We start from the raw sequence: 24,703 nt of genomic DNA, 5'->3' as shown, positions 1-24,703 counted from the left end.
AGCTTGAGGGTCTGGAGCCCACCTCCAGAGGCCTATACCAAGCTCAAAAGCTTGCTGCGCCGCCGCGCTAAACTGATTCAACATCGTGTGGCGATTAAACAAAGCTGGGCAAATGAAAGTCAGTTGAGCGAGCAGTTCGGCGAGGTTTTGGCATCAATTGATCAGTTCGAAAAAGCGATCCAGAAGACGCTGAAAGATCTTGTTGAAGAAGCGGGAATACAACAGCACGTGAAGCGGTGCCAAGCCGTAGAGGGCGTAGGCGCGCTAACTGCGACGGCAACGGCGACCGCTTTTCTGCGAGGTGACTTTTCGAACAGCGACGCGTTTATCGCTTTTTTGGGGCTTGATCTGCGTGTCAGAAGCTCGGGGCAAAAAGATCAACAGCGACGTCTTTCCAAACGGGGCGACTCGGAGTATCGGCGTCTGTTGCACACCAGCTCAATGGCGGCCAGTCGGTCTGAAACCTGGAAACCTTATTACCAAAGCTACCTGGCCCGAGGGTTCAAACCCACTCAAGCGCTGGTAGTCCTCGCCCGAAAGCTCGCGCGGGTCATGTTCGCCCTAATGAAAAACCAAACGGAGTACACCCCAAACTTCATGTCGGGGGTTGCTCACGAACATAGAATCTCCAACGAATCTGGACGTACAGCCGATGCATTTGCGTCTACTGGAATGCCGTCTTGCCGGATAAATCCGGTCCCACACAATCAGCGCGATCCAGTGGGACCGGCTTTAGCCGGGAAGGCGTCGGTTCAGACAATACGTCTGCGGCGCCGGTCGGCTGCCCTCAAACATAGTGCCTCCAACGGGACTGTATCGGATTTACTGCCCCTTCATCGCCGCCGTCAGCTTGTCGACGTTGTAGCGAAACATCTGCGCATAGCTCGCCGCCGGACCGTCGGCGGGCGACAGGGATTCGACGTACAGTTCGCCGCCCGGCTGGGCACCGCTGGCGTCGGCGATCTGTTTAACCAGACGCGGGTCGCCGGAACTTTCAAAGAAGTATGCACTGACATGCTCGGCCTTGATCTGGCGGATCAACTTGCCAACGTCTGCCGCCGACGCTTCTGACTCGGTGGAGAAACCCAGCGGCGACAGGAAGGTCACGCCATACGCATCACCGAAATAACCAAAGGCGTCATGCGAAGTCAACACCTTGCGCCGGGCCGCCGGAATTGCCTGGACCTGCGCCCGGGCGTAGCTGTCGAGCTCCTGCAACTGGGCCATGTAGCGCTCGCCGTTAGCCTGGTAGACGCTGGCTCCCTCGGGATCGGCCTTCTTCAAGGCGGCAACGATATTACGCACGTAGATCACGCCATTGGCGGCGCTGTTCCAGGCGTGAGGATCGGTGATGCGCTTGCCGTCTTCTTCCATGCTGCGGGTCTTGATGCCATCCGAGAGCACCACCGGCTGGCCTTTATAGCCCGATGCCTTGATCAAACGGTCCAGCCAGCCTTCCAGATGCAAGCCACTGACGAACGCCACGTCGGCCCTTTTCAGGGCCTGGGCATCGGTCGGGGTTGGCTCATAGACATGGGGATCGCCGTTCGGTCCGATCAACGACGTGACATGCACCCGATCACCCCCGACGTTATGCACCATGTCGGCAATCACCGTGAACGAAGCCACCGCTTCAACGGGTTTGGCCTGGGCCAACAGACTAAACGCAGACAGTGCAAAAGCTGCCATTGAGCTCAACAGCATGGAGTTTTTCATGAGCTTTCCTTTTGTTTCAGTGAGCGAGATGGGGTTTGGGAAACAGTTGCCGCAGGATGCCGGTGCGACCGAACAACAGGGAAAAACCGTAGAAAGCGCTGGCGGTCAGGACAATCGCCGGGCCCGACGCGACGCCCAAATGGTAGGAAATGATCAAGCCGATCAACCCCGAAAGCGTCGCCACCAGCGTCGAAATCAACACCAGGGCGCTCAATGACGTGGCCCAGAAACGCGCGGCCGTGGCTGGCAGCATCATCATGCCCACCGCCATCAGCGTGCCCAGCGCCTGAAAGCCCGCCACCAGATTGAGCACCACCAGCAGCAGAAACAGCACGTGATACAGCGAGCCGCGCCCGCCCACCGCGCGCAGGAATCCGGGGTCGAAACATTCCAGTACCAAGGGCCGATAGATCAGCGCCAGCAGGATCACGGTGAAGGACGCGATGCCGCCAACCATATAAATCGCGTCGGCGTCGATGGCGAGGATGGTGCCGAACAGCACGTGCAGCAGGTCGACGTTGGAGCCATGCAGCGAGACGATCATTACCCCGGCAGCCAGTGACGTGAGGTAGAAACTGGCGAAGCTGGCGTCTTCACGCAGGCTGGTCAGCCTACTGACCAGCCCGGACAGCAGCGCAACAGCCAGACCGGCGATCAACCCACCGATGCCCATGGCGGGCAACGACAAACCGAAAAACAGGAAGCCCAGCGCCGCCCCCGGCAACACCGCATGACTCATGGCATCGCCCACCAGACTCATGCGCCGCAGCATCAGCAACACGCCCACCGGGCCGGAACCGATACCCAACGCCAGACAGGCGACCAACGCCCTGCGCATGAAGCCGAATTCGACAAAGGGCTCGACCAGAACCGAATACAGGATCATGCCCGGCGCTCCTGCTCGTCGTCGGCAAGTGCACACAGCTCGGCGTCCGCACTCCAGAACTCGGCCATGTTGCGCGCCTTGCGCAGGTTCACCGCGTTCAACACGTCAGCCGTCGCGCCCCAGGCAATGGCTTCCCGGGCCATCAACAGGGTTTGCGGAAAATGCTGACGAACCTGATCGATATCGTGCAGCACGGCAATCACCGTACGGCCCTGGCCATGCCAGACGCGCACCAGTTCCAGCAAATCCCGCGTGGTGCGGGCGTCGATGGCGTTGAAGGGTTCGTCGAGAAGAATCACCGAGGCGTCCTGCAACAACAATCGAGCAAACAGCACCCGCTGGAATTGCCCGGCCGACAGCGAACCAATGCTGCGCCCTTCGAAACCGTCCAGCCCCACGGCCTGCAATGACGCCTGGGTGCGTCGAGCCAGATCCCGACTCAAGCCACGAAACGGGCCAATGCAGTGCCAGGCGCCCATGGCCACGGTGTCGGCCACGCTCAATGGGAAGCTGCGATCTATCTCGGCGGCCTGTGGCAGATAGCCCAGGGTTTTCGCCGCCAGATGACCGCGATTCACATGGCCGGCAGCCGGTTTCATGGTGCCGGCGATGGCTTTGATCAAGGTGGATTTGCCCGCGCCATTGGGGCCGACAATGGCCGTGAGGCTGCCGGCTTCGAAGCGCCCGCTGATGTGGTGCACCGCCGGGCGGCGTTCGTAGGCGACGGTCAAGTCGTTCAAGGCAATGGCAGCACTCATGGAATGGCCACCGCCCAGACAATGGACAGCCAAAGCAGCATCAGCATTGCCAGCGCCAGCACGATCCGCTTCCACGCGGATTGAGCCAGCACTGAACCGGCGATGGAGGGAACGCGGGGAGCTTTCATGAGCGAGTAACCTGCAACGATTTGTTACAGTATTACATAGCTCAAAACCCAAGTGTTATAAAATAACATTTACCGCCGTGATCACCTTTTTATCGCGGCGAAACCCCGCTGCAAATCCTCTTGCAACGCGGCCACATCTTCCAGTCCGATGTGCAGACGCAGTAGTGGATTCAGCGCCTTGTCAGCCACATTGTCGCGATCACTGACATCCGCCACGGTGATCAGGCTTTCGTAACCGCCCCATGAGGCGCCCAGGCCAAACAGCTCCAGAGCGCCGATGAAACGCTCCAGTTGCGCGGGGTCGGCATCCGCCAGCTCAAAGGACAACAAACCGTTGCTGCCGCTGAAGTCGCGCCTGAACAGCACGTGATCCGGGTGGTCGCCCAAGGCCGGATGGAACACGCGCTTGACCTGCGGCTGAGCTTGCAGCCAATAGGTGATTTCCAGCGCCTGACGCTCATGCACTTCCATGCGCGCCGCCAAGGTCCGGGCGCCGCGCAGCACCAGATACGCATCATCCGGGCTGACGGTATTGCCGAAACTGTCACTCATCCTCGCCAACGCTGGCCAGACCTCTGCCGTGGTGCAGACGCTGCCCATGACCACATCGCTGTGACCGCAGACGTACTTGGTCAGGGCCATGATGGAAATATCTGCACCAAGGGCCAGCGGCCGGTACAGGTAGCCCGAACCCCAGGTGTTGTCCACGGCGAGCAAAATGCCGCGTGGTTTGCACAACGCGGCAATCGCCGGCAGATCGCACAGTTCGTACAACAACGAACCCGGTACCTCGGCGTAGACCATTCTGGTATTGCTGCGCAGCTGCCCTTCTATGCCACGCCCATCGGCGGCGAAATACTCCACCTCGATGCCGAATGGCTGCAGAAAGTCTGTGGCCAGACGCCGAACCGGGCCGTACACCGCATCGGTAATCAGCACATGATCGCCGGGCCTCAGGTACGCCAGGAAAGTCTGCGCGACGGCTGCCAATCCGGTGGCGAACAGTTTAGTGCGATGACCGCCTTCCAGCTCGGTGACCAGGTCTTCCAGGGCGAACGCAGTCGGATTGCCTCGCGCGCCATAGCTCAACACGCGCTCGCTATCGCGGCGTTTACGTGCGTCACGCATCTGCCCGAGGCTGTCGAACAGCACCGTGCTCAAACGCGTGACCGGCACATTCACCCCGCGCCCGCCGCTGCCTTTTTCAGTACGTGCGGCATGAATCAGCCGGGTACGCACCCAAGGATCTGCCGACGAGCGCTCAGGCTTTTTTGCATTGAGCGGCTTGAGACTGGCGATTTCTGCGTCGGTCATCTGCGCCAGCAGACCGATTTCCCAAGCCAGATATTGCCGCGCTGCGGCCTTGTTGCCGGAGTGACGGTCATGGGTGAAAAACAGGAAATCGATGCATTGATCATCAGGTAGCGCGGCGGCATCTTCTATCACGGTCAGACCCGCGTTCTGCCAGGCCTGCAACCCGCCGTCCAGCAGGCGCACATCAGCGCGCTGAGCATCAGGCAATTCCAGCACGGCCAGCTGTGCCACTTGCGGGCTATCGGCGACCAACACCAGCGGCTTGCGCTCGTCAGCAATCGCAGCGGCGAGCAACGAACGAATCGACCAGCGCGAGCCCTGAATATGGCCCTTGCGAAAGCTCATGCTCGGGCGCAGATCGATCAGTGCGACAGCAGAGTCTTTCAAGGCATCGCTTAGCTCGTGTGCGCTGATGATCGGCAACGACGGCGCGGCAGCTGGACGCGCAGTATCGAGGACAAAACCCGAATCAACTCCGCCGTCCAGCACATAAGCATCGTGGCCCAACTGCCGCAGCCAGCTGGCGACAATCGGCGCGCGAATCCCGTCGCTGTCCACCAGTACCAGGCGCGCATGACGCACGCCGACATACAAATCAGTGGACTGGATCAACTGTCCGCCGGGCGTATGTTGCGCACCGCGCAGCGTGCCAGCGGCGAATTCTTCAGCGGTACGCACGTCACACAGAAACAGACTGCGCTGCGCATCGGCCGCCCAATCCGCCGCGACCTTGGCACTGACTGTTTCGACCCCCGCGCGCTTGGCCAAAGCCTGCGCCGCGTCGCGTTGTTTCTTCAGCGCCAGCGGCGATATCGCGTCCGGATAACGACGGCTGCTGCCGTGCTCCAGTTGCAAGTCAGCGAGAAACCAGCCTTGGGTGCCGTTTTCCAGGGCATAGACCGGGTTTTTCACGCCCAGATCGATCAAAGTCTGCGCGCCGATGATGCTGCGGGTGCGGCCAGCGCAGTTGACGACGATCGGCGTGGTTTCGTCCTGCAACAGCTCAGGCAAGCGGTAACCCAGTTCACCGTTGGGGCAGCAGATCGAGCCGGGAATGGTCATCTTGCGGTATTCATCGAATGGTCGGCCATCGAGCAACAGCAGCGGCTCGCCTCGTGCCTGCAACGCGGCGAGTTCGACGGCGCTGATGTGCGGCGTATGGTTGGCCTCTTCCACCAGTTCGCCAAAAGCCTTGGACGGCACATGCACCCCGGCGAACAGCTGCAAGCCGGCCGCCTGCCAACCCTCGGCGCCGCCTTGCAGAATGTGCACCTGCGTGTAGCCCAGCGCTTCAAGTCGCGCCGCAGCCCGGGCCGCCAACTCAGTGCCGTCCTGATCATAGATCACCAGACGCACGACCGGATTGGGCGCCAGACGCGGCACTTCCAGTTCCAGTCGGCTGTACGGCAGGTTCTGCCCGTGAAACAGGTGCGCCTCGCCGTACTGACCATGCTCGCGCACGTCGAACAGGGCGATTTCCTGTCCGTCGAACAGCCATTGCTGAAGCTGCGCCGGGGTGATGATTTCGCTCATGAGATTCTCTGATTTTATATCGATGCTGCTGCGCCAGCGCGCCGCAGACACAAAAAACCGTGGGAGCGAGCTTGCTCGCGAAGAGGCGGATCCAACCGACCTATGTCAAAACTGACACAAGGCTTTCGCGAGCAAGCCCGTTTTCACACAGTCTGCACAGTGGGCCATCAGTACAAGTCGATCATGCATAGGCCTTGATCGACGGAGCCATTTGCGAGGCGTTGTAGTTGAGCACGCGACCTTCTTCATTGACGCCGTACCGGCCGTTGAGGGATTCCAGCGGGCGACCGTACAAGTGGAAGTGCAGCGTGGGTGTTTCGCCCTCAACGAGGATGCCGTGCAGGTCTTCGCCGAGGAAGCCGATTGGCGTACCCGGCTGCACCACCACTTCCTTGTCCAGGACCAGTTTGGCGTATTGCGGATCGCTGCCGTCGTCGCTGCGCGCCCACACGTAATTGATTTCCTGGCCCTGCACGGCAACGATCACCGCCCAGGTTTCGTGGTTGTGCGGCAGGGTCTTCTTGCCCGGCAGCAGCGAGTTCATGTACAGCGTCGGCGTCTCGCCGTCATCGTTCAGGCGGTAGCGAAAAGCTGTGTCGCCCTCGCCTGGAACCGGCGACGGGAACGCATCGAAATTGAACAGATCGCGACGCACGGCCAGCCCTTCGAGCAGCCCGATGATTTCTTGCAGTGCGGCTCGGTCTACGCCGCGCTTGTTGATGATGCGAACCTGTTCGAGAAGCGTCTCGATAGCTTGGGCACGGTTTTCGGTAGTCATGAAAAATTACTCCTGGGAGGTCATTGCAGTCAGTTTTTTATGAAACTGCACGCAGGTAACGCCTGCTTCGCAGGTCTTCTGGTCATTCAAACGGACAAGCTGTAACGGCTGATATTGCTCAACAAAAACGGATCGCCCTTGGGCACCGGACGTCGCCCGGAATCACCCAGGGCATGGCGCAGGAATTCGTGAGTACGTTCACTGGTCGGGTGCTGGAAAATCTGTTCGGCGCTGCCATGTTCGACGATCAGGCCGTTCTCGGTGAAATACACCACGTCGCTGATTTCCTCGGCGAAACGCATTTCGTGGGTGACCAGCACGCAGGTCATGCCCTCTTCGGTCAGCTCACGAATCACCGTGAGCACTTCCCCGACGGTTTCCGGGTCCAGGGCTGAAGTTACTTCGTCGAACAGAATCAGTTGCGGACGCATCGCCAAGGCGCGGGCAATCGCCACTCGCTGTTGCTGACCACCAGACAGTTGCCCCGGATACGCATCGGCCTTGTGTTCCATGCGAACCTTGGCCAGCAAGGCACGAGCTTCCTGCTCGGCGTCGGCACGATTGCGCCCCAGCACCTTGCGCGGCGCGATCACCAGGTTTTCCAGCACCGACAGATGCGGGAACAGGTTGTATTGCTGAAACACGAACCCCACACGTTTGCGCAGTTCGATGCGCTGGGCCTCGCTGGCCAGCTTGTCCACTTCGGTGTCGCCGACGCGAATCGTGCCGCGCTGGGTCGGTAGCAAGCCGGTGATGCAGCGCAGAATCGTCGATTTTCCCGAACCGGACGGGCCAATGATCGACACCGCCTGGCCGCGCTGTACGTCAAGGTCGATGCCTTTGAGCACGTGATTGGTGCCGAACGACAAATGCAGGTTACGCAGGCTGACCAAGGGCTGCGAAGCGGTTTCAATAGAAGGCATAACGGCGCTCCAGGCGTTGGGTCAGTCGGGAAATCGGGTAGCAATAAGCGAAGAACAACGCCAGCAAACTGAAGTAGATCAGCACAGTAAAACCGGTCTGGTTGACCGTGTTGCTGGCGATCTGCGCGGTGTCGATCACGTCATGCACGCCCACCAGCGAAGCCAGCGCGGTGCCCATGGTGATCACCGCGTACAGGTTCATCCACGGCGGCAACATGCGTTTGAAGCACTGCGGCAGGATGATCGAAGTAAAGATCTGCCAGCGGGTAAAGGCCAGCGAGCGCGCCGCTTCCCATTGCGTGCTGGGGATCGAGGCGATAGCGCCACGGAAGATCTCTGCGACGTTGGCACTGGCGGGCAGCGCCAGGCCGATGGTCACTTTCACCCAATCCGGGAACGACACGTACGAGCTGCCGATGTGAATCTCGAACGGGAACACATAAGTCGTGAAGTAGATCAGCACCAGCCACGGCGCATTGCGGAAAACCTGCACCCAGATGCGTGCCGGCAAACGCAGCAGCCAGGTCGGTGAAAGTGCCAGGGCACCGATCAACAGCCCCATCAGCGAACCCAAGCCGATGGCTACCAGGCTGATCAGAATGTTTTGCCCAAAACCTTTTGCCAGCGCCGGAGACCACTGCACCAACGCCAGAAACACCGGGCTGTGCGGTGCGGCGAATATCAGCCAGGCCACTGCCGCCAACAGCACGGCCAGCTTGCCCATATGGCGACGCGGCCAGGCCAGCGGCGCAATGGCAGATGAATCAATGGCCATAACCGGGCATCCTCAGACGCGCTTCGAGGGCGCGACCTACACAATTGACGACAAAGCTCAGCAAGCCGAAGAACGACAGGATCAGCATCATCAGTTCCAGCACGTTATCGCTCTGGGTCCAGATCATGATCGCCGCGTAAGTGATGTCGCCGACGGCAATGGCCGAAGCGACAGCGGTCATTTTCACCAGGTCGATCAGATTGTTGATCAGCGACGGCAGCGCAAAGCGCAGGGCCAGCGGCAACTGCACATTCCACAACAACTGGCGACTGCTGAACGCCAGCGAACTGGCGGCTTCCAGGGTCACGGTCGGCACCGCTTCGATACCGGCGCGCAAGGCTTCAGCGTGAAACGCGCCTTTGTGCAGGGAAATCACAATCACCACCCAGGCAAACGGCGTCAGCGGATTGGCCGCGCCTACCGCCTGGGTCAACAGCATGTTCAGCACCAGAAACGCGCAGTACAGCTGCACCAGCGTCGGCGTGTTGCGAGTGACTTCGATGAATACCCGCGCCGGAGTCGCCAGATAACCCTTGCCCGAGGTCAACATGGCGGCCAGCGCAACGCCAACCAACAAGCTGCCAAAGATGGTGAAAGCACACAGCAGAATGCTGGTCAGCGCACCGTCGACCATCGAGCCGCGTTGATAGGCATCCAGCAGAAAGCTGTAGTTGAGGCCAAAGCCTGCGGTCCAGTGAACGAACAGTTCCAGCCAATGACTCATTGCGGCGCCTCGATCAACAGACGCTCACAGGCAACGGCAACGCGGCGGCCCGCTTCGGCAACGCTGCTGGTGGCGGTAGCGATCGACAGACGAAACCACGGCGATAAGCCGTAAGCGCTGCCCGCAACACCGGCGACGCCGGATTCCAGCAGCCAGTCCACCACGTCAGCATCAGTATCGAGGCGCACGCCGTCCGGGCGATAGCGACCGAGCAAACCGGCGCAACGCACAAAGACGAAGAATCCGCCTTGTGGCTCCAGCACTTGCAAGCCGTCCACGACGCTCAATGCCGAGACCAGCAGATCCCGGCGTTGGTGATACGCCGCGACCTGCTCGGGAAGAAACCCCAACCCGCCCTCAAAAGCCGCCAATGCCGCCGCCTGTCCCACCGAAGACGCGCCGGACGTGGATTGCGATTGCACCACGGTCATCGCAGTGGTCAGTTCTTCTGGCCCGGCACCGAAACCGATGCGCCAGCCGGTCATGGCGTAGGTCTTCGACACGCCGCCCACCAGCAGGCAGCGCGATTGCAGATCCGGCGCCACGTTGAGCAGATTCAACGCCGAATGATCATCAAAGCGGATGTGCTCGTAGAGCTCGTCGAGTAAAACCAGCACCTGCGGATGACGGCGCAGCACCTCGGCCAGCGCCAGCAGTTCTGCTTCGCTGAACACCGCGCCGCTGGGATTGCCGGGACCGTTGAGGATCAGCCAGCGGGTACGCTCGGTAATGTGTTGTTCCAGCTGGATCGGGGTCAGTTTGCAGCCCTGTTCCAGACCGCACTCGATGAACACCGGCTCGCCACCGCTGAACCGCACGCTGTCCGGGAACGACGGCCAATAGGGAACCGGCACCAGCACTTCATCGCCATCGTCCAGCGTAGCGGCGAAAGCGTTGTAAATAATCTGTTTCGCACCGTTGGCAATCACGATGGATGGCAACGGGTAATCGAGACGGTTCTCACGCTTGAGCTTGCGCTGCACAGCCTGGCGCAAGGCACCCACACCGGGGGTCGGCGTGTATTTGGTGTCGCCTGCGGCAATGGCAGCGTAAGCGGCTTGCTTGATGTGTTGCGGAGTATCGAAATCCGGCTCGCCGGTGGTCAGATCGAGAATATCAACGCCCGCCTCACGCAGTGCCGTCACCCTGGATTTGGCGGCGGCATTGGCCGACAGCGTGACGCGCTGCACGCGCTTGGACAGACGCACGTTCATTGGGATTCTCCGTCGTCATCCAAGGTAAATACCTTGCCTGGATTGAGCAGATTCTGCGGATCGAGGGCGCGCTTGACGCGCCGCATCAGGTCCAGCTCCACCGGGCTTTTGTAACGCGGCAACATCGCCAGTTTGCGTTGGCCGATACCGTGTTCGGCACTGATGGAGCCGCCGTGGGCGTGGGCGCTGTCGTGGACCAGTTCGCTCAACGCCACGTAGTTTTTCATGTGCGCTTCGACGCTGGAATCCAGCGGATGCGCCACGTTGTAGTGCAGATTGCCGTCACCCAGATGGCCGAAGGTGAAATTGCGCACGCCGGGGAAGTGTTCTTGCAGCAGCGCATCGGTGTGGGCGACGAATTCGACGATCCGCGAAATCGGCACCGAAATATCGTGCTTCATGTTGCGACCGGCACGTTGCTGCGCGTCGCTCATGTTCTCGCGTAGCACCCAGAGCGCTTCGCTTTGGGCCAGGCTTTCGGCAATCAAGGCGTCGGCGAGTAAACCGGATTCGAATGCTTCGCCAAGCACCTCTTCGAAGGTTTGGCGCGCATGGGTTTCGCTGTGGTTGTCCGAGAGTTCCAGCAAGGCAAACCAGGGCTGCGGCGCATCCACGAACGGCTGCGGCCCGTCCGGAAACTGTTCGCGCAACAACGCCAGGCAGTCAGCGGTCAACAGCTCGAAAGCCGTGAGGCTCGCGCCAAATCCGGCCCGCGCGTGGGACAGCAGATCAATCGCCTGCGCCAGGGAATCAAAGGCCAGCAACGCCGTGGCGTGCGCCTTGGGCAGCGGAAACAGTTTGAGGGTCGCCCCCGTGATAATGCCCAACGTGCCTTCGCTGCCGATATACAGATCGCGCAGGTCGTAGCCGGTGTTGTCCTTGCGCAACCCGCGCAGCCCATCCCAGATTTCGCCTTCGGCGGTGACGACTTCCAGGCCAAGAGTCAATTCCCTTGTGTTGCCATAGCGCAGCACGGCGGTGCCGCCGGCGTTGGTGCCCAGGTTGCCGCCGATGGTGCAACTGCCCTCCGCGCCCAGGCTCAGCGGGAACAAGCGCCCGGCACTGCGCGCCACATCCTGCACGTTCTGCAAAATGCAGCCCGCTTCGACAGTTAGCGTGTCGTTGTCGGTATCAATCGCACGCACGCGATTCAAGCGATCCAGCAGCAACAGCACCGCAGTGCCGCTGCCGTCAGGTGTCGCCGCGCCCATCAGGCCAGTATTGCCGCCCTGCACCACAATCGGCGCAGAATGAGCCACGCACAGGCGCACCACGGCGGCGACTTCTTCGGTGTTGGCCGGATGGACTGCCGCGATGACCTGCCCGACATAGGTGCCTTGCTTATCGATCAGAAACGGGCTGGCCTGCTCGCCGCTCTGCACGTGGTTGGCGCCCAACAGCTGCTGCAAGGCTTCGAACAAGGCTGTACTCATGGCGTTACGGCCAGAGGTGCGGCGCCTTTGTATTTCTCGTGCAGCTCACGCAAGGCTTGGGACGGTGCCATGCCGGTGCGCTGACCAACGTCGATCAACCAGCCGCTGCGATGCCAGTCGCGAATGATTGCGTCGAGTCTGGCCTGCACGTCGTGTTCACCTTTGCGTACCCAGATCACCGAACTGGACGGGATCAGATCGCTCGGCAGCGGCGTTTCGTAGCCAGACCAATCGGCATCGTCGAGCAATGCGTGCATGGTCGGGCTGACGTGCACCGCCGCTACGCAGCCATTGCCGCGCAACGACAGCAGCGATTCGGACTGGCTGCGGAACGCCTTGATCTCGGCGCCGTAGGTTTCCTGCAAAGGCTTGATGAAGTTGCTGCCCTGGGACACGCACACCGGCTTGCCCTTGAGGTCTTCCCACTTGCTGATGCCTGCGCCTTTACGGATCAACGCCGCGCCGCCGACTTCTTCATAAGGTGTCGGCGCGTAGTCAAGAATCTGCGCACGTTCGTCGGTGTACTGCATGTTGGCGATCAGCAGGTCGACTTTGCCTTGCTGCAGAAACTGCACGCGATTGGGCGCCAGGACCGATACGCTTTCCAGCTCGACGCCCAGCTGTTTGGCGATGCCTTTGGCCAACTCAACGTTGTAGCCCAGATGCTCGCCGGTTTTCGGATCAATAGTGCCGAACGGCGGACCACTGAGGATCACGCCGATGCTGACCTTATGCCGCTGCTGGATCTTGTCCAGGGTTGCATCTGCGTGGGCCAGGCCCGCGCACAGCACGAGGCCGAGCGCAGTCAGGGTTTTGCGGGTGAAAACTGTGTTCATGGAGATTCCTTGACTGGAGAGACCTGTAGGAGCGTGGCTTGCCCGCGAAGGCGTGGTTTGGGCTCTGAAAATATAGAGGACTTAGCGGCCCCTTCGCGGGCAAGCCTCGCTCCAACGGCTTGTTTAATGCGGACCTCAGCCTTTGAATTTGTCGTGAAACTCCACCAGTGCTGGCGACGCAGGTGCGATGTGATGGCGTTTTTCCGCTTCGATCAGGAAGCCGCTGCGATGCCAGTCCTTGACGATGGCATCGAGTTTAGCCTGGGTATCGGTTTCGCCCAGACGGGTCCAGATCACCGACGGCGCGGGATTGAGTTCCGGAGAAATGGCGCGGTAATCCTTCCATTCGGCGTTGTCAGCCAACAGCGGATTGATCAGCGTGGCGTCGTGGACAGCGGCAACACAGTTGTTGCCGCGCAGCGCCAGCAAAGATTCCGACGAACTTTTGAAGGCCTTGAGTTCAGCACCGAATTCGGTCAGCGGCTTGACGTAGCTGCTGCCTTGGGAAGTGCAGACCGGCTGACCCTTGAGATCCTGCCAGGTGGTGATCTTGCTGTCCTTGAGCACTGCGGCCGTACCGCCAACACGGTAGAAAGGCGTTGGCACCGAGCCGAGAATCTGGCCGCGCTCCGGGTTCCACTCCATGTTGGCGATCAACAGATCAACCTTGCCTTGCTGCAAGAACTGCACGCGGTTGGCGGGCAGCACCGGCACCAGTTCGACTTCGGCATTCAGCCTGCGGCCCAGGTCTTCGGCCAGATCGACGTTCAAGCCCTTGGGCTTTTGATTGGCAGGATCAATGGAGCCAAACGGCCCACCGGACAACAACACGCCGACCACCAGACGATGACGCTCCTGGATTTTGTCCAGGGTCGCATCGGCCTGTACCAAACCGCTGAATGCCAGCGAGAACAGAATACCCAGCACGGCGGGCATTGATTTTGAAGCTGGCAAACGAGTGTTCGGCATGGAATTCCCCTGGCTGATGATCGGCGTACCCCGACCTGATGTGTAGGCATCCTAGGTACAGCCAGCGACGAACGGAAATTCAAATATCAAATATGGTTATAACTTTCAGTATTCATAATTCGGCACACACGACGAATACTCAGTATTCATTGGCTCAATCGTAAATACTTGATAAACGCTTTTCACATTCATATAAAAATACGTAATGTATTAAGCCTCGACGCTGATATGAATCCACCCAAAAACCATGTCCGACACCGACACCACCACGACCCTCGATCTGGATTTGCTGCGCACGTTCATTGCCGTGGTCGATCATCACAGTTTCGCCGAGGCTGGCGCGCAGCTGGCGCGGACCCAATCATCAGTCACCCAGCACATGCAGCGGCTTGAGCAGCAAGTGGGCGTTGGTCTTTTTCAAAAACAGGGTCGACAAAAGCAGCTGACCGAACCGGGCCGCCAACTGCTGCGCCATGCGCGGCTGATGCTGTCGCTGAACGATGAAGCGCTCAATTCGCTGCGCGAAAGCAGCTTGAGCGGCGTGCTGCGTATCGGGTCGCCTCACGATATCGCCGACACCATCCTGCCGCCGATCCTCAGCCATATCGCCCGCTCGGCACCGCGCCTGCGTCTGGAAATCGACGTCGGGCGCAGCCCGTTCCTGATGGATGATCTGCATCGGGGCAAAGTCGACATGGTGATCTCCACGCGAGAAGACCCGACACTTGAGGGCTTTGCGCTGCGCACCTCACCGGTATGGTGGATCTGTTCAGCGCAGTACATTCATGTGCCGGACGAGCCACTGCCATTGATTCTCGTCGACGAACCGAGCATCTATCGGCGCTACGCACTGGAGGCGTTGGAGCGCGCCAATATTGCCTGGCGCCAGGCGTATCTGGCCTCGAACCTGATCGGTATCAAAGCCGCCACCCGCGCCGGGCTTGGCGTAACCGCACGGAGCATGGAAATGCTCGGTCCGGACATGCGCGTACTAGGGGAAAACGACGGCCTGCCGCGTCTGCCCGATGTGACCTACCACTTGTGGATCAGGCCCAACACCGTCAACCCTCTGGCCCGCAAAGCCTACGATCTGATTCGCGCGAGCCAGGGATTGTAGCGCCGGATTCGACACTGATCAGCGCGGCAGATGCAGCGTTGCCGGATCGATCACTTTGGCCAGCCGAACCACGGTGACTCCAGGACCAAGGTGGCGCAACGAAGGCTGAACCAGCACGCAATTGTCGTACGGCGTGACGATCTCGCGTTCGCCGTCTCGGGCAATCACCGTCCCAGCGCGCTCGATCAGCTCCAGGCCGCGAAAATCCTCGCTGAACGCAAAATCCATGCTGCTGGCGACCACCGGTTCAGTCACCTGCAAGAAGCGCTGCGCAACCGGTTTGTCTGCCGACAGAAATGCCGCGACATCGCTTTCTTCGACAACCTTGGTAGTCATCAGGAAGCGTGCAGCGATATCCAGGGCAACGCGCTCGCTGCGCTTGGAGAAGTGCTGGCCGGTTTCGATCAACAAGGCGTTTTTGTTGCTCGCGGCATCATCGAAGCTCTGGTAGTCGCGCATACGCTTGCCATTGGGGTGCCCAGCGTCAACGATCACCGTTTCCGGCACGCCCAGCGCTGCGGCAAATTCCAGCCCTTTGCTGCGCGCGCCACTCATCATCACCGGCGCGGCTTCCTCGTGCATTGAGTGGATGTCGAGCAACAAATCAACACTGTCGATAATCGGCCGCAATGCCCGAGCCCGGTTCAGCTCGACGGAGTTCTCGCCACCATCGAGCCGGACCGGCAGCCAGACCCGATTCATGTCCTCGTCGATATAACGGGTCGCGTCGATGTCCTGCGGATCGAAGCGGTTGTAGGCCTCGACGTTGCCGAACGCCAGGGTCAAACGGCCTTGGCGTGGACGTATGCCAGCGCGCAGCAGCGCATCGACGGTGATCGCGCCGCTGACCTCGTTGCCGTGAGTCAGGGCCATGATCATCACGTGGGGGCCGGGCTCGTTGCTGGCGAAACTGTGTACATAATCGACGCCGTCAGTGCCGTTCTTCCATTGGCTGATGTCCGGGAACTCAACCTCCATGGGGTACGGTTGCAGCGTGGCGCGAACTTGTTCAAGGGTCTTCATTGCAATCTCCGACAGTCAAAAGCGTGTATCCGCCAGCCCCGTTGAGCTGGCATGGAATGATCTTGTTATGAGGGTGTTGAATATCAGTGCTGGACGGTGCCGCGCATACGGCGGCCCAGGGCGACGACGGCGATCACGCTGATCAGCGCAGTGCCCATGACATAGAAACTCGGCGCCAGCTTGCTGCCGGTGGCCTCGATCATCCAGGTCACGATCAGCGGCGCGAAACCGCCGAACAAGGTGACGGAAAAGTTGTAACTCAGGGCCAGGCCCGTGCCGCGAATGCTGGTCGGGAAAATATCCGCAAGCATGGCCGGAATCGGTCCCAGACACGCCGCAATCAAGACCCCGACGATGGCCTGCACCAGCAACAACGTGGTCACGGTTGGATAGGTATTGAGCAGGACGAACATCGGGTACGACGACAGGCCAGTGATCAATAGCGCAATACTCAGCACGCGGAATCGGCCATGGGTATCGGACAGCGTGCCGAACACGGGCGCCATGAACATCAAGGTCACGCCGGTCACCAATGCGCCCATGTACGAAGAGGTCGCGGCGATGTGCAGCTGTTTCAGGGCGTAGGTCGGCATGTACAGCTTGTGCACGTAGTTGAACGCCGTGGCGCCGGCAACGACACCGATGGCCAGCAACAGGCTGACATGGCCTTTGATCAACACATCGCGCAGCGGGGTTCTTTTTGGCGAATCGACGGCTGCGGCGACTTTCTGGAAATCAGGTGTTTCGTCGATCTGGCTGCGGATGTAGAAACCCACCGGGCCAATCAACAGGCCGATGCCGAAAGCAACTCTCCAGCCCCAATCGTTAAGCTGCACGTCGGTCAAGACATAACTCAGCAACGCGCTGACGCCAGCGGCCAGAACCGTTGCCAATCCTTGCGTCGACAACTGCCAGCTGGCGAAGAAACCCCGGCGTTTGGCATCGGCGTGTTCGACCATAAAGGCCGTCGCAGCGCCGAACTCGCCACCGGTGGAGAAACCTTGCAGCATCCGCGCAACAATTATGATCAACGGCGCGGCGACACCAATCTGCTGATACGACGGCGTAAAGGTGATCATTGCCGTACCGATCATCATGATCAGGATCGACATCGTCAGCGAAGCCTTGCGCCCTGCCCGGTCCGCATAGGAACCCAGCACCATCGCGCCCAGCGGCCGCATCAGGAACGAGATGCCGAATGAACCGACGCTGAGCAGCAGCGACGTAGTTTCGTTATCCGAGGGGAAGAACAGCTTGCCGATGACCACCGCGAAGTAGCCGTAGATCAGCAGGTCATAGAATTCGAGTGCATTACCAATACTGGCCGCGACAATTTCCTTCCACGGACCTCGCTTTGGCCTGGCAATTGAAGCATGCGTTGCAGTGGTTTGAAGTGTCATGAATGAGCCCCGGCTTCTCAGAGGCAAGCGCTCTTGTCGAATGGTCAGGGCGACAATGCACTTGCGATATTTTTATCAGCGGGGGTGCTCGAACAGCTGAAGATGGCTGATCCGTTCACCCTGGGACTAACTTGAATTAACACCTGGGCCAGAACAATTGCTGTTTGGGCACATCCTTGAGCCCAATGGGCACGCCGGGCACCGCTGCTGGCTTTCAGCCGCCGTGACGTCGCCAGGTTTTTTTCATTTGCCCTCTATCGGTGCGTCTTCTGCCAGACCGCGCCAGATCCTCATTACCTGTTCCGCCTGGTTTGATCGGCGCCGATGCAGGGAGATATCAAATCCGATGGTCAACTCCGGCCCACCGGCGACCACCAACTCCCCGGCCTGCAACGCGGCCCTGACCACCATGCGCGGCAGCCAGGCCAAGCCGTTGCCGCGCTTGGCCATCTGCAGGATCGACTCATAGGAATCGGCCTGATAGGTCATGCGCAACACCAGGCGCTGGGGCAAGCTGGCCAGGTGTTGGGCAAGCACCCCGCGCAACGCCAGGGTCGGCGAAAAAGCCAGCCATGGAACACTTGAAGCACCGCCGCCCGGCGTAATCTGAAAACGCGGCTGGCCATTGGCATCGGGCGCGCTGACCGGGATCATCTCTTCACGGGCCAGCACCAGCGAATCAAACCGTTCGGGATCGATCAGAATCTGGGTCAACGGGCTGGAAAAAATCAGCAGCAAATCCACGTCCCCCGCCGACACTCGACCGATTGCTTCCTGGGAACCGCTGGTAACCAGGGAAACCGGAAACGAGCCGAAACGCTGATTGAGCGTCTCGTACCAGTCCGGGAAAAAATTGCTCGCCAGGGTTCGCCCGGTGGCAATACGCAGCGGCTCATCCCGATTGAGCCCGACGCTCTGGAATTGCGCCCGGGCGGCCGTTAGCAGGCCCAGCGACTGGCTGGCCGCCTCAAGAAACAGCAACCCGGCGGGCGTCAGCGACAGCGGTTGTTTACGTTCGATCAGGGGCACACCGAACCAATCCTCCAGGGCCTTGATCCGTCGCCCGAACGCCGGATGCGTCACACAACGAATTTCCGCTGCCCGGGACAGGCTTCGGGTGCGCGCCAGCTCGATGAAGTCTTCCAGCCATTCCAGTTGCATGGGTGATTCCTGTTGAAGGTGCGCGGCCGGACTCTGAATCGGGCATCAGTCCGCGCACATTACCTGTGAATGGCGGCGCAGCGAAGCACGATGGCGTGTGTTGCCTTTCCGACCAACGTCACGCTGCAGGCGATCCATTCCTTGAACAGGATGCATTGAGCGATTACTGTATATCCGAACAGTAACGGAGTTTTCCATGCAGCTGATCGACAAGCTCAGCATCCTCGCTGACGCCGCCAAATACGATGCGTCCTGCGCCAGCAGCGGCGCGCCCAAGCGCAGCTCCGAGGGCAAGGCTGGCTTGGGCTCCAGTAATGGCATGGGCATTTGTCACAGCTATACGCCGGACGGCCGCTGCGTTTCGTTGCTGAAAATCCTGCTGACCAATTTCTGCCTGTATGACTGCCAATACTGCGTCAACCGCCGCTCCAGCGATGTGCCGCGCGCACGTTTCAGCCCTGCGGAAGTGGTCACCCTGACGCTGGATTTCTACCGGCGCAACTGCGTCAGCGGCCTGTTTCTGAGTTCGGGCATCATTCGTTCAGCGGACTACACCATGGAACAGCTGATCGAAGTCGCTCGCCTGCTGCGCGAAGAACACAATTTCCGCGGCTACATTCATCTCAAGACCATTCCGGATGCGGATCCGCTGCTGATTGAACAGGCCGGACATTATGCCGATCGCCTCAGCGTCAATATCGAGTTGCCGACGGATCTGGGCCTGAAGACCCTCGCGCCGGAAAAAGACGTGGCGTCCATCAAGCAAGCGATGAAAACCATTTACACCGGCCAGCAAACCGTCCTCAACGAACCGCGCGCGCCGCGTTTCGTGCCGGCCGGGCAAAGCACGCAAATGATCGTGGGCGCCGATGACACCGACGACAGCACCATCTTGCACAGCGCCGAATCACTTTACGGCGACTTTGGTTTGCGGCGAGTCTATTACTCGGCGTTCAGCCCCATCCCCAACAGCCCGAAAAGCGTACCCTTGGCCGCCCCGCCGCTGATGCGCGAGCATCGTTTGTATCAGGCGGATTTCCTGCTGCGCGGCTACGGTTTCAAAGTCAACGAACTGTTCAAAGGGCCGGGACATCTGGCGCTGGATATCGACCCGAAACTGGCCTGGGCCCTGGCTAATCGCGAGGTTTTCCCGCTGGACCTGAATCGCGCCGAAGCCTCGCTGATTGCCCGCATTCCGGGGATCGGCATTCGCACCACCGAGCGACTGGTGGAGTTGCGTATGCAGAGGCGGATTCGCTACGAAGACCTGACTCGCCTGCGTTGCGTGCTGGCCAAGGCCAAGCCGTTCATCATCACCAGTGATTACCACCCGCCTCAGGCCGAGACCACCAGCGAATTGCTGCACCTGCAATTGCGCGATAAACCGCAGCCGCAGCAGCTGGGGTTGTGGGGATGATCAGCCTGGACTGTGACAACCTTTTCGACACCTGGCGTCAGCAAGCGCGCTGGCTGCTCAGTCACGAGATCGACCCCAGCCAGGTGAGCTGGTCGTCGGACGTGGCGAAAGACCTGTTTGCCACGGACGAGCATTACCCGCAGCAAGCCGGCCCGTTTCAGGCACGCATACCCTTGGCGCTGATCGAACTGCTGGCCAACGCCGCGTGTTATCGGGGCGAACAACGCTGGAGCCTGTTGTATGAGGTTCTATGGCGGGTCAGTCATGGCGATCGCACGGCCATGCTGGCAGGCGACAAGCTGGGCAGTGAACTGCATCGACGGATCAAACAGGTCAGCCGCGAAGCTCATCATCTGCATGCATTTCTGCGTTTCGTAGAGCTGCCGCCGTTGGAGCTGGCGCTGGAATTGGCGCCGCAGGAGCGATCACGCCTGGAATCGCTTCGCCCACAATACGTCGCCTGGCATGAGCCCGCCCACGACATTCTGCACAGCGCCAGCCAGCACTTCATTGGCCGCATGGGCCTGCATCGCTGGATGATTGCCACACCGGCGGACGGGGTTTATTTCGACGGCAAACAACTGACTCACGAGCGTATCTGCCCGCCCGCATGGCAGGAACTGGCGCGCAATCCCGAAGATCCTCAGGGCGAACTCTGGCTGACCTACTACCGCAACATCTTCAATCCAGCGCGACTCAATCCCAAGGTCATGCAAGGACACCTTCCCGCCCGTTTCTGGAAAAACCTGCCGGAAGGACCTTTGATACCCGCCTTGATCAGCGAGGCCAGGACCGGTAAACAGCGCGACGGTCAGGCCAGCCAGATTGCCGCCAAGCCTGGTAAACGCATAACCCGCGGCCCTGACACTGCCAGAGCCGCTGAAGCCAACGAGGCTTCAAAAATTACTGGTTGATATTGAACTGGTCAGAATAGCTGCCACTCACAAAGCTGGAAGCAACCCGATCAGAACCAATGCCACCACGAGGTGAATAGGCCAGACGTGCTGCACCCACGTGATCCGCGCCGTCCGCTGCAACACGAGCAGCGCCAACATGATCCGAACCATCCGCTGCAACGCGGGCTGCGCCAACCTGATCCGAACCATCCGCAGCGACGCGGGCAGCACCAACATGATCCGAACCATCCGCAGCGACGCGGGCTGCGCCAACCTGATCCGAACCATCCGCAGCGACGCGGGCTGCGCCAACCTGATCCGAACCATCCGCAGCGACGCGGGCAGCACCAACATGATCCGAACCATCCGCTGCAACGCGGGCGGCACCCACGTGCTCGGAACCGCCTTCTGCTACGCGGGCAGCACCGACTTGATCAGCACCATCTGCCGCGACTGCCTGCGCTTCCTCAGCCATTACATTGGACACAGCGAACGGCACCACGACCGATGCCATCGCCGCAAAAACAACGCCTGAAAAAAACTTACGCTTCATGATTCTTCTCCACCACCTGTTATGAAAAGGGCATTGAACTCTGTCGGTCAAACACGCGACCGGAGTTCGGCTTACTGTTTCTCTCTTTAGGCATTTCGCGCAGCGCATCAAACCGGAGCGCTGCCAACTCGACACAACCGTTCATACTGCGGGTAACTGAAAATTATAGTTCAGTCGCCGATTTGTATTGGCCGGCTCGAATTGTTTTCTTTACCATTCAAGCACCCACTCATACATTGATAAATTTTATTTACTGCACAGTGCCTTTTCATACAAACACTATCCAGATACCCGCTGAGTCAGTCCGACCATAGCGGCCAGCGATTGCCTGATCCTGTCAGCGCGCCTGGAAACTGCACACTAAACAGGCAACACATTCGGTTTCCAGCGCAGGCATGTGATAACAAGACTATGCAACGCACAGGGAGGCAATTCAATTATCCATAGGTATGTGTTCATAACTGACATGTATATCTTTCAAGCCGTAGTGCAGCACAATCGACTACTTTATCCGCTCGCACGCGCGACCTTCGTCGGACCATCCATTGGCGGAGTGGATACGCTCTAGCAAGCCAGGCAATCTCGATAATCCAGAAATACTCAATTTTTCAGAAGCTTACTCGCAATAACTGACTAAGCAGAAAACTAAAGACCCGGTCCATCTGCTAAGCTGCCAAGGATAAAGCACGCCTTAGAGCCCTTCAGTCTGAAGGCTTCAGCACCAAGAGAACCCCAAATGGAAGGCATTGGCATCCGGCTAAAATCGGAAAGAAAGAGACTGGATCTTTCCCAGCAGGAGCTAGGAGCCATCGGCGGTATTGAAGCCAACGCCCAGGGACTCTACGAACGAGGTAAACGGTTCCCGAACGCGAGTTACCTGGGCGCGGTTGCCCAGGCGGGGGTCGATGTACTGTTCGTGATTACCGGCACACGTAAAGTCCTGGCCCTGGACGCCATCACCGCCGGGGACACCAAGCTGCTCAGGGAGCTCGACGGTTTGCCCGAAGAAGTGCAAGAGGATATCAAGCGATTGATCAGCACACTGTTCATGGCCGATGCCCAGGCGTGATTGATGGCGCCAGGCATCAGCCATTGCTTACAGTTCCAGAGTTCCGTCGATGCAAGTCACTGCCTCGCCACCGATCCAGATGTCGTCGCCAACCCGTTCCACATGCACCCTGCCCTGTCGTCCCATGGCAGTTCCCTGGCTGACGACATAAGTGTCCGGTGCCAGTCCGGCTCCCAGCAGCCATTGGGCGATTCCAGCATTGAGACTGCCGGTCACCGGATCTTCCGGCATGCCGTCCCCGGCGATGAATGCGCGGACCTCGAACTGCGCTTCGTCACCATCGCGCAGCGGTTCCCAAGGTGCAAATACGCCGATCGCCAAGCCCGCAAGTTGGGCGTAATCAGGCTGCAGAGCCAGCACGCTGGCACGATCCGCCAGGCGTAGCGCCAGCCAACCGGCACCGTTGTCGACCCAGCGTGCCTCAAGTATCGCCCCTTCTCTCAGCCCCATGCCTGCACGTATGCGCTCAAGCAACGGAGCTTCTACCAGGCCTGAACGCAACAGTGGCGGAGCCGTGAAGCCCAGTTGGGTGCCTTGTCGGCGAATACGAACCAGACCGATGCCGCATTCCTGAATGATCTCCTCACCCTTGGGCTGCCCGCCGCTTTCCAGCCAGGCATGACAACTGCCCAATGTTGGATGCCCGGCGAAGGGCAGTTCCTGCGTTGTGGTGAAAATCCGCACCCCATAGTCCGCACGCGGATCGACAGGCTCAAGCACAAAGGTGGTCTCGCTCAAGTTGGTCCAGCGGGCGAACGCAGCCATCCGTGCGTCACTCAACTCATCAGCGTCCAGCACAACAGCCAACGGGTTGCCGAGCAAAGTGTGCTTGCTGAACACATCAACTTGTTTGAAACGGAAACGGCTCATGCAGACGCACCTTGTGCAAACGAAAGAAGCCAAGATTGGCATGCGGACCGGGCAAAGGCCAACCCTTCAGCGGCGAATCGGTTGCCGTGAATGCAGGGTTTAGTTCGCTATCGGCGGTAACCCTCGACTAGTATTCCCCTCAACCTGTGCTCCCTGCCCGCCCAACGGGGCCTTGTATCGACCAGGTCATCGGAGGCCGCAAATGCTCGACAACCCGTCCCTCTCTGCCGTTGAAGCGCTACGCACGCTGCTGGCTGAAAAGCGCTTCATGGTCTTGACCGGCGCCGGAATCAGCACGCCTTCGGGCATTCCCGACTACCGGGACAGCGACGGCGTACGCCGGGGCAAGGCACCGATGATGTTTAGCGAATTCCTTACTCTGCCCGATTCCCGTCGTCGCTACTGGGCTCGGGCCATGCTCGGTTGGCCACGAATCCGTAAAGCGTTGCCCAATCCTGCGCATTTCTCACTGGCAGCCTTGCAGCGCGACGGACGCATCGCCGGGTTGATCACCCAGAATGTCGATACGCTGCATGATCAAGCTGGTAGCCGCGACGTTATCGAGTTGCATGGCAGCCTGCATCGAGTGCTATGCCTGGACTGCGGTGAGCGCTTTGATCGTGCGGCGATTCAACTGCTCATGGAGAACGACAATCCTTATCTGGCTGGAGTCCACGCAGTCCAGGCGCCTGACGGCGATACCTTGTTGGACCCGGCTTTCGAGGCGAATTTTCAGGTACCTGATTGTCCCCACTGCGCTGGCGAACGGCTCAAGCCGGATGTGGTGTTCTTTGGCGAGAACGTCGCAGTGCCAACTGCGGCCAAGGCGCTGGCCAGTGTCGAAGAAGCGGATGGCCTTTTGGTGATTGGCTCGTCATTGATGGCGTATTCCGCATTTCGTCTATGCAAGGCAATCACTGCTCAGGGCAAACCGCTGGTGGCGATCAATTTCGGCAAAACCCGGGCTGATGAGCTGCTGGACATGAAAATCGAGATGTCTTGTGATGTATTGCTGCCCGAACTGGCAGCAAGTCTGCTTTCGACCTAAGTCCACTGGACACCGATTACTTAAAGTGCGCTGAACAAATCAACAGATTGATCGCCCTCCTATTATTACGCAATCGGTAATAGCAGTTTTCAGAATGATGGCTACCTCCTCGCGACTTTTACTTCTACCATGCGCGGCATGACAAATTGACTTGCAAAATTA

The 24,703-nt window shown here is 59.6% G+C and carries 23 protein-coding genes and 1 pseudogene; 7 read left to right on the top strand and 17 right to left on the bottom strand.

Going from position 1 to position 24,703, the window contains the following annotated elements; translation table 11 throughout:
- Positions 1-594, top strand: a pseudogene (locus ACP7E4_RS14305) (transposase); the annotation flags it as partial.
- Between the two features lie 228 nt (positions 595-822).
- Here the strand turns inward: ACP7E4_RS14305 and ACP7E4_RS14300 are convergent.
- From ACP7E4_RS14300 to ACP7E4_RS14240, 13 genes are all read right to left on the bottom strand, one after another.
- The gene (locus ACP7E4_RS14300; RefSeq protein ID WP_426114667.1) at positions 823-1,716 is read right to left on the bottom strand and encodes a metal ABC transporter substrate-binding protein; all 894 of its coding nucleotides are present in this window, start codon (positions 1,714-1,716) and stop codon (positions 823-825) included.
- 16 nt (positions 1,717-1,732) lie between these two features.
- Complete coding sequence (locus tag ACP7E4_RS14295) at positions 1,733-2,602, bottom strand: metal ABC transporter permease (protein ID WP_426114665.1); 870 nt, start codon at positions 2,600-2,602, stop codon at positions 1,733-1,735.
- Complete coding sequence (locus ACP7E4_RS14290) at positions 2,599-3,360, bottom strand: metal ABC transporter ATP-binding protein (RefSeq protein ID WP_426114663.1); 762 nt, start codon at positions 3,358-3,360, stop codon at positions 2,599-2,601. The genes ACP7E4_RS14295 and ACP7E4_RS14290 overlap by 4 nt, the downstream gene beginning before the upstream one ends.
- Positions 3,357-3,488, bottom strand: a complete 132-nt coding sequence (locus ACP7E4_RS14285; RefSeq protein WP_426114661.1) for a hypothetical protein — start codon at positions 3,486-3,488, stop codon at positions 3,357-3,359. Before ACP7E4_RS14285 ends, ACP7E4_RS14290 begins: the two co-directional genes overlap by 4 nt.
- 81 nt (positions 3,489-3,569) lie before the next feature.
- The gene (gene metC / locus ACP7E4_RS14280; protein ID WP_426114659.1) at positions 3,570-6,335 is read right to left on the bottom strand and encodes a cystathionine beta-lyase; all 2,766 of its coding nucleotides are present in this window, start codon (positions 6,333-6,335) and stop codon (positions 3,570-3,572) included.
- 181 nt (positions 6,336-6,516) lie between these two features.
- Positions 6,517-7,113, bottom strand: a complete 597-nt coding sequence (locus ACP7E4_RS14275; RefSeq protein ID WP_426114657.1) for a cysteine dioxygenase — start codon at positions 7,111-7,113, stop codon at positions 6,517-6,519.
- An 86-nt stretch (positions 7,114-7,199) separates the two neighbouring features.
- Positions 7,200-8,036 carry an amino acid ABC transporter ATP-binding protein gene (locus ACP7E4_RS14270; protein WP_426114655.1) on the bottom strand — a complete coding sequence of 279 codons (837 nt, stop codon included), beginning with the start codon at positions 8,034-8,036 and terminating at the stop codon, positions 7,200-7,202.
- Positions 8,023-8,811 (bottom strand): amino acid ABC transporter permease, encoded by a 789-nt coding sequence (locus ACP7E4_RS14265; protein WP_426114653.1) that lies wholly within the window; start codon positions 8,809-8,811, stop codon positions 8,023-8,025. The genes ACP7E4_RS14270 and ACP7E4_RS14265 overlap by 14 nt, the downstream gene beginning before the upstream one ends.
- Positions 8,801-9,535, bottom strand: a complete 735-nt coding sequence (locus ACP7E4_RS14260) for an amino acid ABC transporter permease (RefSeq protein ID WP_426114651.1) — start codon at positions 9,533-9,535, stop codon at positions 8,801-8,803. The genes ACP7E4_RS14265 and ACP7E4_RS14260 overlap by 11 nt, the downstream gene beginning before the upstream one ends.
- Positions 9,532-10,749 (bottom strand): aminotransferase class I/II-fold pyridoxal phosphate-dependent enzyme, encoded by a 1,218-nt coding sequence (locus ACP7E4_RS14255; RefSeq protein WP_426114649.1) that lies wholly within the window; start codon positions 10,747-10,749, stop codon positions 9,532-9,534. The genes ACP7E4_RS14260 and ACP7E4_RS14255 overlap by 4 nt, the downstream gene beginning before the upstream one ends.
- Complete coding sequence (locus tag ACP7E4_RS14250) at positions 10,746-12,182, bottom strand: FAD-binding oxidoreductase (protein ID WP_426114647.1); 1,437 nt, start codon at positions 12,180-12,182, stop codon at positions 10,746-10,748. The genes ACP7E4_RS14255 and ACP7E4_RS14250 overlap by 4 nt, the downstream gene beginning before the upstream one ends.
- Positions 12,179-13,018 carry a transporter substrate-binding domain-containing protein gene (locus ACP7E4_RS14245; protein WP_426114645.1) on the bottom strand — a complete coding sequence of 280 codons (840 nt, stop codon included), beginning with the start codon at positions 13,016-13,018 and terminating at the stop codon, positions 12,179-12,181. The genes ACP7E4_RS14250 and ACP7E4_RS14245 overlap by 4 nt, the downstream gene beginning before the upstream one ends.
- Positions 13,019-13,153: 135 nt before the next feature.
- Positions 13,154-13,987, bottom strand: a complete 834-nt coding sequence (locus tag ACP7E4_RS14240; protein WP_426114643.1) for a transporter substrate-binding domain-containing protein — start codon at positions 13,985-13,987, stop codon at positions 13,154-13,156.
- A 247-nt stretch (positions 13,988-14,234) separates the two neighbouring features.
- Between ACP7E4_RS14240 and ACP7E4_RS14235 the strand changes: the two genes are divergently transcribed.
- A complete protein-coding gene (locus ACP7E4_RS14235) occupies positions 14,235-15,104 on the top strand; it encodes a LysR substrate-binding domain-containing protein (RefSeq protein WP_426114641.1) in 870 nt (289 codons plus the stop codon).
- 18 nt (positions 15,105-15,122) lie between these two features.
- Here the strand turns inward: ACP7E4_RS14235 and ACP7E4_RS14230 are convergent, their stop codons facing one another.
- The 3 genes from ACP7E4_RS14230 to ACP7E4_RS14220 all read right to left on the bottom strand — a co-directional run bounded on the left by ACP7E4_RS14230 (position 15,123) and on the right by ACP7E4_RS14220 (position 18,688).
- The gene (locus ACP7E4_RS14230) at positions 15,123-16,127 is read right to left on the bottom strand and encodes a succinylglutamate desuccinylase (RefSeq protein ID WP_426114639.1); all 1,005 of its coding nucleotides are present in this window, start codon (positions 16,125-16,127) and stop codon (positions 15,123-15,125) included.
- A gap of 83 nt (positions 16,128-16,210) precedes the next feature.
- Positions 16,211-17,527, bottom strand: coding sequence for an MFS transporter (locus tag ACP7E4_RS14225; protein ID WP_426114637.1), 1,317 nt, complete (start codon positions 17,525-17,527; stop codon positions 16,211-16,213).
- Between the two features lie 243 nt (positions 17,528-17,770).
- Positions 17,771-18,688, bottom strand: coding sequence for a LysR family transcriptional regulator (locus ACP7E4_RS14220; protein WP_426114635.1), 918 nt, complete (start codon positions 18,686-18,688; stop codon positions 17,771-17,773).
- A gap of 196 nt (positions 18,689-18,884) precedes the next feature.
- Between ACP7E4_RS14220 and ACP7E4_RS14215 the strand changes: the two genes are divergently transcribed.
- The 4 genes from ACP7E4_RS14215 (at position 18,885) to ACP7E4_RS14200 (ending at position 22,623) form a co-directional block, all read left to right on the top strand.
- Positions 18,885-20,105, top strand: a complete 1,221-nt coding sequence (locus ACP7E4_RS14215) for a putative DNA modification/repair radical SAM protein (RefSeq protein ID WP_426114633.1) — start codon at positions 18,885-18,887, stop codon at positions 20,103-20,105.
- Positions 20,102-21,019, top strand: a complete 918-nt coding sequence (locus ACP7E4_RS14210; protein ID WP_426114631.1) for a TIGR03915 family putative DNA repair protein — start codon at positions 20,102-20,104, stop codon at positions 21,017-21,019. The genes ACP7E4_RS14215 and ACP7E4_RS14210 overlap by 4 nt, the downstream gene beginning before the upstream one ends.
- Positions 21,020-21,158: 139 nt before the next feature.
- Positions 21,159-21,536 (top strand): hypothetical protein, encoded by a 378-nt coding sequence (locus ACP7E4_RS14205; RefSeq protein WP_426114629.1) that lies wholly within the window; start codon positions 21,159-21,161, stop codon positions 21,534-21,536.
- A gap of 754 nt (positions 21,537-22,290) precedes the next feature.
- Positions 22,291-22,623 carry a helix-turn-helix domain-containing protein gene (locus ACP7E4_RS14200; protein WP_426114627.1) on the top strand — a complete coding sequence of 111 codons (333 nt, stop codon included), beginning with the start codon at positions 22,291-22,293 and terminating at the stop codon, positions 22,621-22,623.
- A 27-nt stretch (positions 22,624-22,650) separates the two neighbouring features.
- Here the strand turns inward: ACP7E4_RS14200 and ACP7E4_RS14195 are convergent, their stop codons facing one another.
- Positions 22,651-23,493 (bottom strand): PhzF family phenazine biosynthesis protein, encoded by an 843-nt coding sequence (locus tag ACP7E4_RS14195; protein ID WP_426114625.1) that lies wholly within the window; start codon positions 23,491-23,493, stop codon positions 22,651-22,653.
- 202 nt (positions 23,494-23,695) lie between these two features.
- Here ACP7E4_RS14195 and ACP7E4_RS14190 point away from each other — a divergent pair, with 202 nt between their 5' ends.
- Positions 23,696-24,541 (top strand): NAD-dependent protein deacetylase, encoded by an 846-nt coding sequence (locus ACP7E4_RS14190; protein WP_426114623.1) that lies wholly within the window; start codon positions 23,696-23,698, stop codon positions 24,539-24,541.
- The last annotated feature ends 162 nt before the right edge of the window (positions 24,542-24,703 follow it).

The sequence above is a fragment of the Pseudomonas sp. DSP3-2-3 genome, from assembly GCF_049898225.1.
Taxonomy (GTDB): Bacteria; Pseudomonadota; Gammaproteobacteria; order Pseudomonadales; family Pseudomonadaceae; genus Aquipseudomonas.
This window is presented reverse-complemented; position numbering and strand designations above follow the sequence as displayed.

Excerpts from the sequence above, each read along its gene's own strand:
- ACP7E4_RS14300 (WP_426114667.1), bottom strand. The coding sequence starts at position 1,716 with ATGAAAAACTCCATGCTGTTGAGCTCAATGGCAGCTTTTGCACTGTCT.
- ACP7E4_RS14295 (WP_426114665.1), bottom strand. The coding sequence starts at position 2,602 with ATGATCCTGTATTCGGTTCTGGTCGAGCCCTTTGTCGAATTCGGCTTC.
- ACP7E4_RS14290 (WP_426114663.1), bottom strand. The coding sequence starts at position 3,360 with ATGAGTGCTGCCATTGCCTTGAACGACTTGACCGTCGCCTACGAACGC.
- ACP7E4_RS14285 (WP_426114661.1), bottom strand. The coding sequence starts at position 3,488 with ATGAAAGCTCCCCGCGTTCCCTCCATCGCCGGTTCAGTGCTGGCTCAA.
- metC (WP_426114659.1), bottom strand. The coding sequence starts at position 6,335 with ATGAGCGAAATCATCACCCCGGCGCAGCTTCAGCAATGGCTGTTCGAC.
- ACP7E4_RS14275 (WP_426114657.1), bottom strand. The coding sequence starts at position 7,113 with ATGACTACCGAAAACCGTGCCCAAGCTATCGAGACGCTTCTCGAACAG.
- ACP7E4_RS14270 (WP_426114655.1), bottom strand. The coding sequence starts at position 8,036 with ATGCCTTCTATTGAAACCGCTTCGCAGCCCTTGGTCAGCCTGCGTAAC.
- ACP7E4_RS14265 (WP_426114653.1), bottom strand. The coding sequence starts at position 8,811 with ATGGCCATTGATTCATCTGCCATTGCGCCGCTGGCCTGGCCGCGTCGC.
- ACP7E4_RS14260 (WP_426114651.1), bottom strand. The coding sequence starts at position 9,535 with ATGAGTCATTGGCTGGAACTGTTCGTTCACTGGACCGCAGGCTTTGGC.
- ACP7E4_RS14255 (WP_426114649.1), bottom strand. The coding sequence starts at position 10,749 with ATGAACGTGCGTCTGTCCAAGCGCGTGCAGCGCGTCACGCTGTCGGCC.
- ACP7E4_RS14250 (WP_426114647.1), bottom strand. The coding sequence starts at position 12,182 with ATGAGTACAGCCTTGTTCGAAGCCTTGCAGCAGCTGTTGGGCGCCAAC.
- ACP7E4_RS14245 (WP_426114645.1), bottom strand. The coding sequence starts at position 13,018 with ATGAACACAGTTTTCACCCGCAAAACCCTGACTGCGCTCGGCCTCGTG.
- ACP7E4_RS14240 (WP_426114643.1), bottom strand. The coding sequence starts at position 13,987 with ATGCCGAACACTCGTTTGCCAGCTTCAAAATCAATGCCCGCCGTGCTG.
- ACP7E4_RS14235 (WP_426114641.1), top strand. The coding sequence starts at position 14,235 with ATGTCCGACACCGACACCACCACGACCCTCGATCTGGATTTGCTGCGC.
- ACP7E4_RS14230 (WP_426114639.1), bottom strand. The coding sequence starts at position 16,127 with ATGAAGACCCTTGAACAAGTTCGCGCCACGCTGCAACCGTACCCCATG.
- ACP7E4_RS14225 (WP_426114637.1), bottom strand. The coding sequence starts at position 17,527 with ATGACACTTCAAACCACTGCAACGCATGCTTCAATTGCCAGGCCAAAG.
- ACP7E4_RS14220 (WP_426114635.1), bottom strand. The coding sequence starts at position 18,688 with ATGCAACTGGAATGGCTGGAAGACTTCATCGAGCTGGCGCGCACCCGA.
- ACP7E4_RS14215 (WP_426114633.1), top strand. The coding sequence starts at position 18,885 with ATGCAGCTGATCGACAAGCTCAGCATCCTCGCTGACGCCGCCAAATAC.
- ACP7E4_RS14210 (WP_426114631.1), top strand. The coding sequence starts at position 20,102 with ATGATCAGCCTGGACTGTGACAACCTTTTCGACACCTGGCGTCAGCAA.
- ACP7E4_RS14205 (WP_426114629.1), top strand. The coding sequence starts at position 21,159 with ATGATCCGAACCATCCGCTGCAACGCGGGCTGCGCCAACCTGATCCGA.
- ACP7E4_RS14200 (WP_426114627.1), top strand. The coding sequence starts at position 22,291 with ATGGAAGGCATTGGCATCCGGCTAAAATCGGAAAGAAAGAGACTGGAT.
- ACP7E4_RS14195 (WP_426114625.1), bottom strand. The coding sequence starts at position 23,493 with ATGAGCCGTTTCCGTTTCAAACAAGTTGATGTGTTCAGCAAGCACACT.
- ACP7E4_RS14190 (WP_426114623.1), top strand. The coding sequence starts at position 23,696 with ATGCTCGACAACCCGTCCCTCTCTGCCGTTGAAGCGCTACGCACGCTG.